Below are 13915 nucleotides of genomic sequence, written 5' to 3'. Positions count from 1 at the left end.
AGCTCCGTGCGTCTCGCCTGTATCCAGACACCCTTCGACTGGTCAGTCCGCGCCCGAAGGTTTAGTACACGCACGCCAGAAGCCAGCGTCGTCCGCGCAAGTCCGCCCCACCGCGCACTTTATGGCAGCTGGCGTGCTGGTGGTCCCTCGTCAGCGCGATGAAGGGCAACGAGAGCAACGGTGCGCCTACTACCCCGCCGCGCTGCTGGATGGCCCAGTGGTCGAAGCGCTGGCTTGCGCCGTGGAACCAATAGACAGGGGCCATATGGCTACGCTGCTCTTTCCCGCTTTCCATACTTTTTCCTTAATGTTAATACGGAAAATGATACTCTTTCCGCACAGCTCGTGGACTCAAACGCTGCCCATCGCTCCGGACCAAGGCACCTAGACGAACGGCACCCGCGGCGGCCAGACTCAGGCACCGGCCGCAGCCAGCGGGAACGTGAACTTGCGGCCGGAGACGCGCCGCTCATCGTTCAGGGAGAGTCAGCGCATCGATCGCTTGTCTGTACGAGGCGCCAGCGCGCTGCGCCACCTTCCGACCTGATCAGACGGGTGATCGGCTCGATAAAGGTCTCTCCCTGTACCAGGACTTCTGGTGGTGTAAGGAAGAGGGTGAACTTGCTCAAAAATCGAAGACAGCGGGGGTCGAAGAGGATGATGAGGAGCGCCGAAGGAACCGGACGCGATGTCGTCTCTGTAAGCGCTGATGAGGAAGACTTTCAGGCGATGAGCCAACACAACGACTACCTTTTCAAGGAAGTGGATGCGCGCGAAGACTCGCAGGGGCTCGAACACGCGTACTTCAAAGATGACCCCCGCTATTTGCACGCTAGGTGACCCGTCGGTTTTGATTCTCTACGGATGTTTCGCGCGGCGATATTTTGAAGCGCATCAAGGGCAGGGGGGACGTCCACCCCTCCAAGTCCCTATTACGCCTAGCTGCTGCCTGAGTGTAAATTAGCCACAGAGAATCTTTCAGACGGGACTGCTACGTGAAGATAAAGACAATAAGAATCAAGAACTTTCGCTTGCTCGTATGCCTTTGTTTTTGCTGCAATTTACAGGGGTAGCCGCCCCTAGTATTTATGCGGGTTTCCGGCAGGCGGACATGAGAAATTCCAATGAAATCAAGCCCTTGCTGACTGCCCTAGGCGCCTGACGATCGCTGGCGGCGGTGGCGGGGAAGGGCGGCGACCTTCCGAACAGCCGAATGCGGCCCTTAGTCCTGCCGGCCGGAGGAGTACACCGCGGATGTTGCGAGCCCAGAGTATGAATTTGTGGGCACCGTCATTTCGAAGCGGGATGGTTATGCCGTACGCCACCGCGCAAGGGAGCCGGATTGGAGCGCCACCGTGGGCATGAGCCGATGCGCATAGCGCGCGATCGGAAAGTCGAAAGTCCCTCGCAGATTGATCCCCTCAAGATGGGTGGGCCCGATATGCCGCAGGTCCACAGCGCGCACTGTCTCGGCCCCAACTCGCTCAAGGATGTCCCAACTGCGTTGCATGTGCATCGTATTCCAGGCCATTACAGCATTGGATAGCAAGGTCAATGCCGATGACACGGCCGCCAGCGACGCGTCATGCCTCGCCAACTCGATCGGTATCTTGCCGTGATGGATCGCCCGCTGGACAATGTGCACCGCTTCACCGCGGTTCAAGGCGTGCTGCATCTCATGGCGAAATGCGGTATTCGTGAAATAGTCGATCAGGAAGATCGTACGAAACAGCCGCCCGAGATGCACGCCGGCCTCATAGACAATCTGCCCGCGCGCCGCCGCCCCAAAGCGAGTGAGTGCCTGGACTGCAGTGCATTGCCCACTTTGCACGGAGGCGGCAATCCGTACCAGTTCATCCCAAGCGCGCTCAATGAGGCTCAGTCGAACATCGGCGTCGGTGACGGCAACCAATTGGCTCGGCACATCGTGGTGCCTGGGGACATGCAGGCGCCGGTCGCGCAGGTGGGCCAGTCGCGGGCAGAGATCAAAGCCCAACAGCCGTGATAGGCTCATTGCGAAATCTGTAAAGCCGTGCGTATCCACTGCAAGTTGCGCCACGTCTTCCGAGCTACCTTGTCGGATCACGCCCTCGATTGCTGCACCGGCTTGCCGCTCATTCAGCAGAATAGGCTGGTCATAGAAAATGCCCCATCGATCGCGAACGTGAGTGTACATCCCGATCGATGCCGTCCGCCGACGCGGGTCGGCCCGCGCTTGCCAGACAGAGCGTGTCGTTTCCAACGACATCATGTCCGACGACGCCAGATCGGAGCGTCCCCAATGCTGGGCAATCGGGTGCTGGTGCATGAAGGTCAGCACGGCTTCTGCCGCTTGGCGCAGCTTTCGTTCGTCCGCGATACGATGCATCATCTGCCGTATCGCTGGCGGCGACAGCTCCGGCACCATTCGGGCCAGATCCGCAGCCGACATCGACGTACCATGCGCGAGTATGGCTGCATAGACCAATAGCAATTCGCTGCGGGAATGCGGCTCCCTTCCCAGCAAGAGCCAACTGAAGTGCGTGGCGCTGTCGATCTCGAGCAGGATCTCAGGAAGTTGGCCGCCGGGGTGCCGTTCGAACAGTGCGCATCGCAATGTCTCCACCGACGCGGGCGTAGCGCTCGCCACCAAGGGATCGATGTGGATTGCATCGTCAATTTTGAGCTTCCCACACAAAACAGCGTCCCTCAGCTTGACGAGGCCTTCGTCCAGATGCGCGATCACTGGCGCCAGAAATGCCTGAGCATCCTGCGGCAACTTGAGATGGCCATAGAAGTGGTTGCGTTTGGCCTTCCAATCGCTGGCGCCGATCAAAAGCGCCGCTTGGCTTCGGAAGCCAAAGCTGTGCGCAAGAAAAACTGAGCCGTTGCGCAGTGCCACCCGTAGAGCGAATAACGTGCCCCACTCGAAGGCGGCCAGCGCCCGCTGACGGTCCTGTCCCTCCATAGCGGGTTGCCAGGCACGGCCTAGTCAAACCGTGATGTGGTCGGGAAGAGAGTCGGCCTTCCTCGCGTAGAGTTCCTGCAGCACGGTCAACGCGTCAATCACCGGGTGTGCCGAATGGGCGGAGAAGGGCAGAAGAACCAACTTGCCGAGCAAGGCTCGGGCCTGGCGCCCTCGTGACAGGAGCTGCATGCGGATCAGGCTGGCACGGCTGGGCGCACGCCGATTGAGCGCTGCATCGGCCAACGCCAACAGCTGCTGGCAGAGTGCTTCACGGGTTAGCACCTCATCCGCGGCCAGCGTTTTGACCGCGGTCGCGAACTCTCGCATCTGGGTCTCAGGGTCTGGTCGGCCAGCGTCAATCAGGCGCCGAACGTCGTTGACGGATTTCTGAATCCAGTGTCGCAACATGGTCGCCAATTGGTCCGTGGCGGCGCATAAGGCGTAGCGCAGAAAGCAAGCAGCTTCCAAGCGGCGGGGTTGCTGCGCGACTCGCTTGCTCACTGATGCCGGACGATTGGCACAGCGCCTGGCGTAGTAGCGTACCAGCGCTTCATTGCACGCCTCTGGCCAGTTTCGATGGATGCCCATCTTGTAAAGGAGTTCGACCTTGTCGAACAATTCCCCCATCTGATGGGTCGAGGTTCGCAACGGGACGGTCCATAGCCATTGTTGCAGACTGGCGCGGTCACCATGCGGGTGCGCCAGCGATGTGCCCCAAACGTCCAGGGCGGCAGCCCCATAGGCGCGCACCAAGGCGACGGCAAGCGCCGTTTCCGCCGTCGCGACGGCCTGGCTGATCAGTCTTTTTAGTGCCCGGTCATGGGGTATCAGGATTCGATGTTCGTACAGCCAGCACTTCAGTTCATGAAACAGTTCGGTGCGGCTAGGCTGACCCGTCAAACGTTCCTTGAGCCAGCGCGTAACATAGCGGCGCTGATGCTCAGCCATCGGACTGAAGCCGAGGGCTTGATAGGCCAACATTTGATGGTGTGCCAATGTATCTGTGCGCCCGTCGTAGAGGGCGTTGAGCGTGCCCATATCCGGCGGTGTCACACCGACCTGCGCACCGACATGCGCCCAGAGAAATCTGGGCACTTGCTTGCAGGCATCCAGCGTGCGTCCCGTCATGCGGATAAAGCCGATGTGTACGGCAACGGCCAGGCGATACCAGGGGCTGCGCCGAGCATCAATCAGCGCCCGTTCCTTGGGGGAGTAGGTGAAGAACGTGGCAAGCTCGAACTCGCTGAGTTCGCGTGGAATTTGCCGCATGCCGAGGTAAGCCAACCGCCAGTGATCCATCGCGCTCTCCCAAGCGTGAGACGGACTGCGGAGCGTAGCGGCAATGAGAAGGGGTCGCAATGCCCAGGCACAGATGTGCTGTCTAACTAACCCAGAAAGAGCAAGCAACAGCAGACAGCAACCTATTGATTTATTGTGATATTTCTAGGAAATCGCCCGGAAACCCGCATGAATTCTAGGGGCAGCTATCCCGGTAAATTGCACCAAAATCAAAGGGACACCGAGTTTTACCGGGTCGGATATGGATTCGTCGCTTGCAGCAACGGGGTTTCGTTTATCCTTCTGTTCAGCATAGATTTGCAGAGGATATGGCGGATTTTGGGGAATCCCGGGCGTCCCCTAAAACAGACAAGACGAATCCAGCCGCAGCCTTGAACCGGGATGACGGCAGCGACAGAAGTGACGACAGCAATGACAGCAAACACTGAACGGGCGGCGGCAATCCGCTGGATCCAGGCGGAGATGACCGACTACGGGTTGGACCATGGAGGAGCTGGAAGCGGCGGGGTGCTTCGATCCGCCGCCCCCTCTCACCGCCGCCGCCCGCACCCGCGCCACCGCCGGTGGTCTGCTACCGCAACGCCGCGGGGCAGAGTTGGGGCGGAGGGCGACATGCCCGACTGTCTGCGGCGGACGGTCAATATGGCGCAGAGATTTATATAGCAACCTTTGTCTTTGAGCAAAAACTTATTAAATAAAAATCGAATTCAAAACAATAATGGAACCAGCTACCGCAACATTGATTTCTGCTGTATTAAAAAAACCCGTTGAGGATATTTTTAGTGCCATAGGAAGCGGAATAAAATCGATATCTAAAAAATGGGACGTGGCTGGCTTAGCTGATTCCGTTTGCCAGAGCATCGAGGATCTGGAGCGCGTGCGGACCATCTTCGCTGGTGAGCCAGTGCCACTATCTTCTTTCTACTATCCGTCGAAAGTTCAAATCGGAAATAGTCAAAGAAATTTACAGAATATCGAGAGCTTAGCCGATCTTTCTGAGAAATCGAATCTCCTGATTCTAGGAACGGTCGGCCAAGGCAAGTCGATGTTCATGCGCTATCTTTGTGTAAAGGAAGCAAGGAAGGGCAGAAGAATACCGGTATTTATTGAGCTCCGCGGTATCGATTCCAAATGTACTTTGGCGCAACTTTTGATTAAAGCCTTGCAATCGATTGGATTCGTCGACCTAGATGAAAGCGGGCTCGATTTTTTATGTTCGACTGGGAAAATAGTCATATTTGCCGATGGTTTTGACGAACTGAAAAGAGAATTCTCCCTCAGTGTCCAGCAGGATTTGGGGGCGGCAATGGCGAAGTATCCATATACGCAGTGGATTATTTCTTCGCGGCCGGGGAGTTTGGCCGGGCATCTCGAAACGCTTCCCAAGCTGGCGCGGGTTAGACTGTCGCCATTACAGGAAGAAGATTTTCTTCCATTTCTGGAGCGTCTCGGTGTCGATGAGGCTATGCGTGCTAAATTGGTGGACTCTGTTAAGAAGAGTCGAGCTGAGGTTAAGGGAGTATTGACGACCCCATTAATGCTGACACTTCTTGTCGAAACTTTTGGTCGGTCTGCCGCGGTACCAAACAATCTTCACGATTTTTATATTTCACTATTTAATGTTCTGGCGTGGCGTCATGATGACCTTAAGCCTCTATTTAAGCGGGAGCGTGCAACAAACTTAACTAACACAGAGCTGCAGGATGCATTTGAGGCATTTTGCTTTCTGTCAAAGGAGGTTGGGGTATCTCTGAGTGATGAGCAGTTCGCGCAGGTTGCCAAGAATGCGGCGCGAGTCGTCAAAAAGGAGTTTGTGTCTGAAGGATTCAAAAACGATCTCACGGATGCGGTCTGCCTAATGATGCGGGACGGACTAAAGACAGCATTTATTCACAAAAGCATTCAAGAATTTTTTGCCTCGTTTTTTGTAAAACACAACGTAGACGAACGTGTAACCAGGAAGATATATGAGTCAATTCGCGGACAAAAACTTATAAACTGGTCGCAAGAACTCGTTTTTCTCTCAAAAATAGATGAATTTAGATTTCAAGAATACTTTAGAATTCCGGCGATTGAGCAATTAACTTCGAAGTTGGGTTTTCTGGCCGCGCGAAAAATTTCTCCATCAAAGAAAACTATCCACGATTTTTTTGCGAATCTTCATGCACATTGCGTTCAATTTAATAACCAAAGCGATCGGAAAATTACGTATCTATTGCTTGAAAATGATCGAGATGATTTCACCTGTGGAGTTTTGGAGCTCGTTTCCGCATTGAGGCCAGTTTTTGTACCGGTGTTTTTGCCAATCTCCGAATTGCAGCTAGTCACGCACAGTCGAAGAGGAACTGTTGCAACGCTCGCTCAGTACTGTCGGCAAAACAAAGACCAAGAGACAGCCTTTATTGCGCGCGTGCGCGAAGTTCTAACAAAGCTTGACCGAGAGCGCCTCCGCCAGCAGCGAGTAGTGGCCGAGCACAAAAGTGATCTATCTCGAATAATTTTGGGGGAATTCTAGTCCAAAAGGTTGCAACAGCGTCCGACCGACGCCGCGCCCGACTTCGAGCGGTCTGCCGCCTTGGCCGACGACATTGCCGAGCTGCGCAGCCGCTTCCCCGAGACCCGCGCGATGTACCGCGAGGTCTGCGGGCTGCTGTTCTTCCGCTACGGCATCACGCCCACCGCCAACAAGCTCTACCAGCTGGTGGGCAAGGGCAGCATGGGCACGCCCGCCGAGGTGCTGCAGGCGTTCTGGCAGGAACTGCGCGCGCGCACCCGCGTCACCATCGACCACCCGGACCTGCCGCAGGCCTTGAAGGACATTGCGGCCGGGGCGGTGCAGACCATCTGGCACGCGGCCAACGAGGCCGCCACCGGCGAGCTGGCCACGCTGCGCGCCGAGGCGCGCGCCGCCGCCAGCGCCGCCGAAGCCGAGCGCGATGCCGCGCACGCCGAGACCGCGCGCGCGAGGCCGCCGCGGCGCTGGTCGCCCAGCTGGACACCGCGCGGCAAACCATCGAGGCGGGCGACACGGCGTTGGCCGCCGAGCGCCAGGCCCACGCGGCGACCCAGGCGCGGCTGGAGGCGGGTCGGGCGGAACTGGAGGCCGCGCGCCGGCAGCTGGACCAATTGCGAACCCAATTCTCGACCGAGCTGGAGCGCGCCCACGACCAGGTCGTCATCGCCCAGGAACGGGCCGAGGCCAGCGAGCGCCGCGCCTTGCGCGAACTGGACGCGGAGCGCACCGCACGCCAGAAGAGCGAGCGCGCTGCCGAGGAATTGCGCAGCGAACTGGCGACGGCGCGCCACGAGGCCCGCGACGCGGCGGTGGCGCAGGCCGAAGCCCGCGCCCGGCTCGAGACCCAGGTCGCGGCGCTCAGCGAGCAGATCACCAGGCAGCGCGCGGCCGCCGACGCCGCCAAACGCAAATTGACTACCGACCTGGACACCTTGCAGGCGGAACTCGCCGCGGCGCAGCGCCGGGCCGAGCGCGCCGAAGCCGAAGCGGCGCTGGCGCGCCAGCTGCTGGCAGAATTACGGCTGGCACCGCGCGAGCGGGGCGAGGGGGGTAGCGCCGAGCGCCGGCGGCGCAAGGCCGGCGGCCCGGCCCCTATGGCAAGCGACCCACCAAGCGACCCACCACGCGAACCGCCAGCCGAAGTCCAGGGGGCGAGCGCCCCGAGCCCGGCAGATGGCAACGACAGTAGCGATAGCAGCGATAGCAGCGACAACGAACACGATGACGGCAAACACTGAGCGGGCGGCGGCGATCCGCTGGATCCAGGCCGAGATGGCCGACTACGGGCTGACCATGGAGGAGCTGGCAGCGGCGGGGTGCTTCGATCCGCCGCCCCCGCCACCGCCACCCGCGCCGCCGCCGGTGGTCTGCTACCGCAACGCTGCGGGACAGAAATGGGACGGCCAGGGGGAGATGCCCGACTGGCTGCAGCGGGCGGTCAATGCGGGGCAGAGTGTGGAGTTTTACCGGGTCGGATAGCTTCAAGCAAAGCTGGGGATTTGGCGGATTTTTTTGAACCCCGGGCGACTGCGTCTCGCGGCAGCGAAACAAAGGTCACTCTTCCCGATTTGCGTTCATGAAGTTCATGAACTAGTATTGGGGCATGCAAGCGAAAACGCCGCACCCCTCTGTGCTCGAGGAGAGCATCACGATTCATATTTCGGAGACTCCGCCGAAGGGCGTTGATCACCTTTATGGGCCACATGCAGCTGGGTTATCGCGCGTCAACTCGGTCCCACCGGACTCTGGGGCGACCGTTGCGATCGTAAAATCGGCGATTTCGGCTGCGAACAATGCATACGAGGCAGTCCAAAAGGCCACGAAGCAGGCCACGGAAATTGCAGAATGCAACTTCCGTGCCGCCGCCGTCGCTGCCGTGGCCACGCAGGTCAACCGAATCAACCCTGCGGAGGTTGACGCACTCCTTGCCCAAACGGCGATGGCGCTCGGCGGTGCCGCAGCTCACGGTCTACCCATGCGAACAGCCCTCGCCGATAAGGTGTACGCGAGGATCGAAGAAGTGCTCGGCGACGTGGTGACGGTTGGTTCGTATTCTGAACGCGCGATAGATGAGTTGATTGTAAGGGCCGCCCGTGCCATCGGTCGCAACCAGGACGAGCCCCTTACCCAAGACCCTCTCCAAGCCGCACGCGATCGAGGGAAGCATCAGGCACTGGCAGAACTCCAACGTCCCGAAAATTTGTCGCTGCGCGATGCGGCGACTTATTCGGGACGATCTGACCGGGCCATCAACGAAGCGCGGCTGAAGGGGCAGCTGTACGCGCTGGTCCCGCCGGGAAAGCAACGCGGCCTGCGATACCCCCAATGGCAGTTCGATGCCGAAGCGGATCGGTTGACCGCCGCGCTAGCACCTTTCATTGAGGCGGGTGCAAGCTGCTGGGTTGTTCACAACTTCATGCAACGGCCACTCGAGACGCTCGGTGACGTGCGTCCCATGGACTGGATCGCCGACGCGTCCAAGCCCATCGAGCCGGTCGTACTGGCGGTCGTGAACAGGTACGCTGGCGAGCAGGGGGCAGCCTGATGCAACTTCTGACTGCGGAGGCGCTGAACTGCCCCCTGCCGCCTCCGGATTTGGCTAGCCGTGTCATGCCGGTGAAGGAACTTGACCTTGCGCTGACGCAGCTGTGGCGCATTCATCGTTCCGTCTTTGGGCCGATACACTACAACCGCCGGTCCACCGGTGGGCAACCGTACCGTTTCGACGCGCCGAACGACGAGTACGGCGTCCTCTACGCCTCGCCAAGCTTCGCCGCGTGCATGGCCGAGGCCGTCTTGCGGGATCGCTTTCAGGGTAAAACGCTTCCCCTGCTGCTGGACGAGGAAGAACTGATGGGACGAAGCGTCAGCGAGCTTGGTACGGAGCTGCGCCGCCCTTTGCGGCTGGCCGACTTGACCCGGCCGCATTTTCATCTCGGCATTGACAACCGCGTCCTGTCGACCGCGGATTATCGGGGGCCGAACCTGTGGAGCGGCGCCATCCACGATGCTTACTCGGACATCGACGGCATCTATTTCACGTCCCGCTTCGCCAACGAGCCGAGCGTCGCCATCTTCGACAGGGCGCCCCTTCTTCCCCGCGGTAGACCTGTGCCGCTTGACCGCTTCTACATGCTCCCCGGCTTTCTGGACGACTACAACATTGGCATCGCGCCATCTTCAAACCCGTGGAATGCATGAGCGGCCTCGGGCATTGTCGGCTTGACGGTTGGTTGGGAGCCGCTACCTGTTAGCTCCCGAGAAACAAACATAAAAAACGGCGCCTTCATAACCAAAAGTAGGGGTTTCTCCGCCCACGCGGGGCCGGTAAGGGCCTTGAAATGCTCACAAGTTGCAGTTGCTGTCGAAAAGCACGGGCGTTGACGAGGCGGACGTAGACCTTGAGCAGTTGGTCGATGCCATTGCCAATGTAATTCGCCAGAAGTCACGGGATGTGCACCTACTGACTACCCAGGGTAATTGTTCGAATCGTGCAGAATGTAACGGTGACCTGGGCACCGACAGCGCGGGAGCTAACCAATTTGTGGCTGAGCTCGGCAAAGAGGATTATTACCGCGATGGCAAACAACTCTGGGTTTACCAACCCCCCATCAACAAGGATTTGAGTCGCCGCCTTCAGGAACCTAGAGACGCATACCAGCTCTCTCGTCTGAGAGACTCCGAGCGTTGCCTGAACACAGTTCGCGATGCGCCGGAGCTCGAGATTCGCCGCCTCAATCTGGAGGCACGCAACCGCAAAGAAATGCCAAGCATTAAGCGGGAAGTGCTGAAGAACGCGAGTTCTTGCATTTCAGGCGAGCCGCTCGGCCAAGACGCAGAGGTACACCACGAAGGGAGAGTGGCAGACAGGCCTGATCTCTCCGTCGAGCCGTCCAACATGAGGGCGGTGAACTCGGGCATCCATAGGCTCATCCACGCTGAACAGGCCCATACACCCCAAGCGCTAGATGCGCTTGGAAAACGGGAAGGGTGGCCACAAACTAAACGCGAACCCGAACCCGAACCCGAACCCGAACCCGAACCCGAACCCGAACCCGAACCCGAACCCGAACCCGAACCCGAACCCGAACCCGAACCCGAACACGAAGCGTCCCTGCCTCCCAAATATCGTGGTCCCAAGACTGGAAACACGTAGTCCGGCCGGGGGAGGGCGGCCAGCTTGGTTAGGGAAGAATCCGAATCGCTTCCTTGGACACCGCACGTCGGTTGCAGATACCGTCAAATTGGCTGTGCCCGACGAAAAAACTTTTGAAGTAATGAGACAGAATGTTGAACGGTCGAGATATTTGCAATAATCAAAAAATTCCAGATGCTAATTGGCTTATGGACCACAATCACAGAGTTGCACGGTATGTTGAGGGAAAGGTGATTGTTGAGTCCAAAACATCTGTGGTAAACGGCAAGGTTAAGCTTTTTCGATATATCGGTGAGCCACCCAGCTTCCCCTTACAGCTGTTGTCGTGGTGGACGGATATTGAAACGGATGATGTAGACATTGCATCCGGATCAACTGGCGTAATCGTTCCGAGCTGTAAATATCGTATTGAATGGACGTTCGACGCCGCATACTCCGATAGATCAGTTGTTGCTTTCGAGTTTAGGCTGGTTGACAATTATCCATTGGCTTGTGAATATAAAAATAATAGGGTGGTGGAAGAGCGCGAATGTAAGGTCGTGGAAATGGTCAGATAGGGCCGGCATCTTATTCGCTATGAATTAGTGCGCGTGCCCGTCCGGCCATTGAGAATTTCTTCTTGGTGGCTCCGTAAGCTTGCGGACCCTACTTGCGGAGTGGCGCTAGCAAGTGGGGGCTGCCGTGGCGATAATTTCCGTTGAGTCGATTCGAGAATCTCAGGGCAAAGTAAGGTGGGTATAGGTGTGCTCGCCGTTGAGCATGCTCCAGACAGGCCCTACGTTCGCTGTCAGGCCCGGATCTCTGACTTATCTAATAAGTATGGACATTAATGTTGCATTTTCGTGCACTTGCGGCGCGTTTGTAGAACAAAATCTGCACTTCTCTACGCGGGACCCATCCCTGGATATCAGGGACGTCGAGGAGAATTTGTACGACTCAATCCAATGTGACGGATGCAGTAAAGACTTCGAGGTTCGTATCCGACGGAAAGCCACAGAGACCAACGTATCGATAGCTGGCGCTGTCTCGCTGGAGTTCGAGGTTCTGAAAGAAGATGAGGATGACGAACTACAGTGGGTGATAGAGTCATCCGAGCAGCTTGACACATACGAGGACGTTGCCCGCTATGTTTATAGGCTGCTGAAGATTCCCGTATCGGACGATCTAGAGGCGACATTGTGCAACATGCTGTATGCCCAGGTGGTAACCGCCGTTGAAGCATACCTCTCAGGTACGTTCATCCGGACTGTCGTGAATTCCGATGCGTTGATTCGAAAGTTAGTCGAAACCGATCCGGCGCTAGGAGACCGGCAGTTTTCACTGAAAGAGATCTTCGGCAAGCTAGAGGGACTAAAGCTCTCTGTGGCGAAATACTTGCAGGATCTGATCTTCCATGACCTGAAGAAGGTGAAGCCAATGTATGCGTCGGTGCTTGATATCGACTTCGGTGATATTGGCTGGCTATTTAGGGCCGTTCTCATCCGTCATGACTGTGTACACAGAAACGGTGTTGATAAAGAAGGAAAGCCGACGGGTGTAGATAAGGAGGCGGTGGTAGAGCTGATAAAGAAGTGCACCTCGCTTGTAGCAAGCATAGACGAGCAGATACAGTTTTGGATGACTGAAGACAGCGAACCCGCGCTGTCATAGATCACCGCTCCTCGAGCGAGGGCCACAATTAATTATTTTCAATGAGACTTAACCGATCCCCTCCTTCAGTGGGGCATATTGGCCGGAGCCTGGACTGATCCCCAATCGACTCCGTCAAGGTATCATATGCGCCGGTAACTGCGCGGTATTACCGGCTCACGTGCGTGCTATTCGCACCAAGTTTCGCAAATCTCACGGGTTCGAAGGTTTAGTATTTTCGCGCTTGCGCATGCTCGGCCTGCGACCAAGATAAAGCTTTATGCTCTGCAGCGCTTAAGGGCGTATCCCGGCCGGCCCTCACCATCGACCATCCGGACTTGCCGGACGCGTTGAAGGCCATTGCCGCCGGGGCGGTGCAGACCATCTGGCAGGCCGCCAACGAGGCCGCCAACGAGGCCGCCACCGGCGAGCTGGCCACGCTGCGTGCCGAGGTGCGTGCGGCGGCCAGCGCGGCCGAAGCCGAGCGCGATGCGGCGCGCGCCGAGACGGCCAGCGCGCGCGAGGAAGCCGCGGCGCTGGTCACCCAGCTCGGCACCGCGCGGCAGGCTATCGAGGCGGACGAGGCGGTGTTGACCGCGGAGCGTCAGGCCCACGCCGCCACCCAGGCACGGCTGGAGGCGGGCCGGGCGGAACTGGAGGCGGGGAGGCGGCAGTTAGAAGAGCTACGGACCCAATTCTCGGCCGTGCTGGAGCGCGCCCGCGAGCAGGTGGCAATTGCCCAGGAGCGAGCGGTTGGCCGAAGAGTTGCGCGGCGAACCGGCGGCGGCGCGCCACGAAGCCCGCGACGCGGCGGTGGCGCAGGCGGAGGCCCGGGCCCGGCTAGAGACCCAGGTCGCGGCACTCACCGAGCAGCTCACCACGCGGCTTGCGGCTGCCGACGCCGCCGCGCGGAAAGCGGCCGACGCCCTGGCCAGCGTGCAGGCGGAACTCACCGCGGCGCAGCGCCGAACCGAGCGCGCCGAGGCCGAAGCGGCGCTCGCGCGACAGCTGCTGGCAGAATTACGGCGCGCCGCGCGAACGGGGGGAGGGGGGTAGCGCCGAGCGCCGGCGGCGCAAGGCCAGCGGCCCGCCCCTTTGGCTAGCGACACACCTAGCGACACACCACCCGAACCGCCAGCCGAAGCACACGGGGCGAGCGCGCCGAGCCCGGAAGAGCGCAGCGACACCAGCGACACCAGCGATAGCAGCGATAGCAGCGACAACGAACACGATGACAGTAAACATTGAGCGGACGGCGGCGATCCGCTGGATCCAGGCCGAGATGGCCGACTACGGGCTGACCATGGAGGAACTGGCCGCGGCGGGGTGCTTCGATCCGCCGCCCCCGCCGCGGCCAGTTCCTCCATGG

Annotated in this window: 7 protein-coding genes and 6 pseudogenes; 12 read left to right on the top strand and 1 reads right to left on the bottom strand. The window is 58.9% G+C overall.

Annotated elements, in window-relative coordinates:
- The first annotated feature begins 660 nt into the window (after positions 1-660).
- Entirely contained in the window at positions 661-840 is a 180-nt protein-coding gene (locus VSR71_RS29500; RefSeq protein ID WP_342917178.1) for a hypothetical protein, read from the top strand.
- Positions 841-1309: 469 nt separating this feature from the next.
- Here VSR71_RS29500 and VSR71_RS29495 read toward each other — a convergent pair.
- Positions 1310-4246, bottom strand: a pseudogene (locus VSR71_RS29495) (Tn3 family transposase).
- Between the two features lie 411 nt (positions 4247-4657).
- On the opposite strand from VSR71_RS29495, the pseudogene VSR71_RS29490 reads away from it, so the two are divergent.
- The 11 genes and pseudogenes from VSR71_RS29490 to VSR71_RS29440 form a co-directional block, all read left to right on the top strand.
- A pseudogene (locus tag VSR71_RS29490) lies at positions 4658-4909 on the top strand (H-NS histone family protein).
- Between the two features lie 55 nt (positions 4910-4964).
- On the top strand, positions 4965-6761 hold the full coding sequence (locus VSR71_RS29485) for an NACHT domain-containing protein (RefSeq protein ID WP_115683858.1): 1797 nt from the start codon (positions 4965-4967) through the stop codon (positions 6759-6761).
- Between the two features lie 111 nt (positions 6762-6872).
- A pseudogene (locus VSR71_RS29480) lies at positions 6873-7999 on the top strand (DNA-binding protein).
- Entirely contained in the window at positions 7983-8240 is a 258-nt protein-coding gene (locus VSR71_RS29475) for an H-NS histone family protein (RefSeq protein ID WP_231942348.1), read from the top strand. Before VSR71_RS29480 ends, VSR71_RS29475 begins: the two are co-directional and overlap by 17 nt.
- Positions 8241-8511: 271 nt before the next feature.
- Positions 8512-8637: pseudogene (locus VSR71_RS29470) on the top strand (phasin family protein); the annotation flags it as partial.
- 668 nt (positions 8638-9305) lie between these two features.
- Entirely contained in the window at positions 9306-9962 is a 657-nt protein-coding gene (locus VSR71_RS29465) for an RES family NAD+ phosphorylase (protein ID WP_115683856.1), read from the top strand.
- A 157-nt stretch (positions 9963-10119) separates the two neighbouring features.
- Complete coding sequence (locus VSR71_RS29460) at positions 10120-10917, top strand: hypothetical protein (RefSeq protein ID WP_342917177.1); 798 nt, start codon at positions 10120-10122, stop codon at positions 10915-10917.
- 131 nt (positions 10918-11048) lie between these two features.
- Positions 11049-11474: a hypothetical protein gene (locus tag VSR71_RS29455; RefSeq protein ID WP_147298465.1), complete on the top strand. Its 426-nt coding sequence runs from the start codon at positions 11049-11051 to the stop codon at positions 11472-11474.
- 202 nt (positions 11475-11676) lie between these two features.
- Entirely contained in the window at positions 11677-12567 is an 891-nt protein-coding gene (locus tag VSR71_RS29450; RefSeq protein WP_198044909.1) for a hypothetical protein, read from the top strand.
- Between the two features lie 287 nt (positions 12568-12854).
- Positions 12855-13794, top strand: a pseudogene (locus tag VSR71_RS29445) (DNA-binding protein); the annotation flags it as partial.
- Positions 13778-13915 (top strand): annotated as a pseudogene (locus tag VSR71_RS29440) (H-NS histone family protein); the annotation flags it as partial. The pseudogenes VSR71_RS29445 and VSR71_RS29440, both read left to right, overlap by 17 nt.

The organism is Cupriavidus oxalaticus, from assembly GCF_038900635.1.
Taxonomy (GTDB): domain Bacteria; phylum Pseudomonadota; class Gammaproteobacteria; order Burkholderiales; family Burkholderiaceae; genus Cupriavidus; species Cupriavidus oxalaticus_B.
This window is presented reverse-complemented; position numbering and strand designations above follow the sequence as displayed.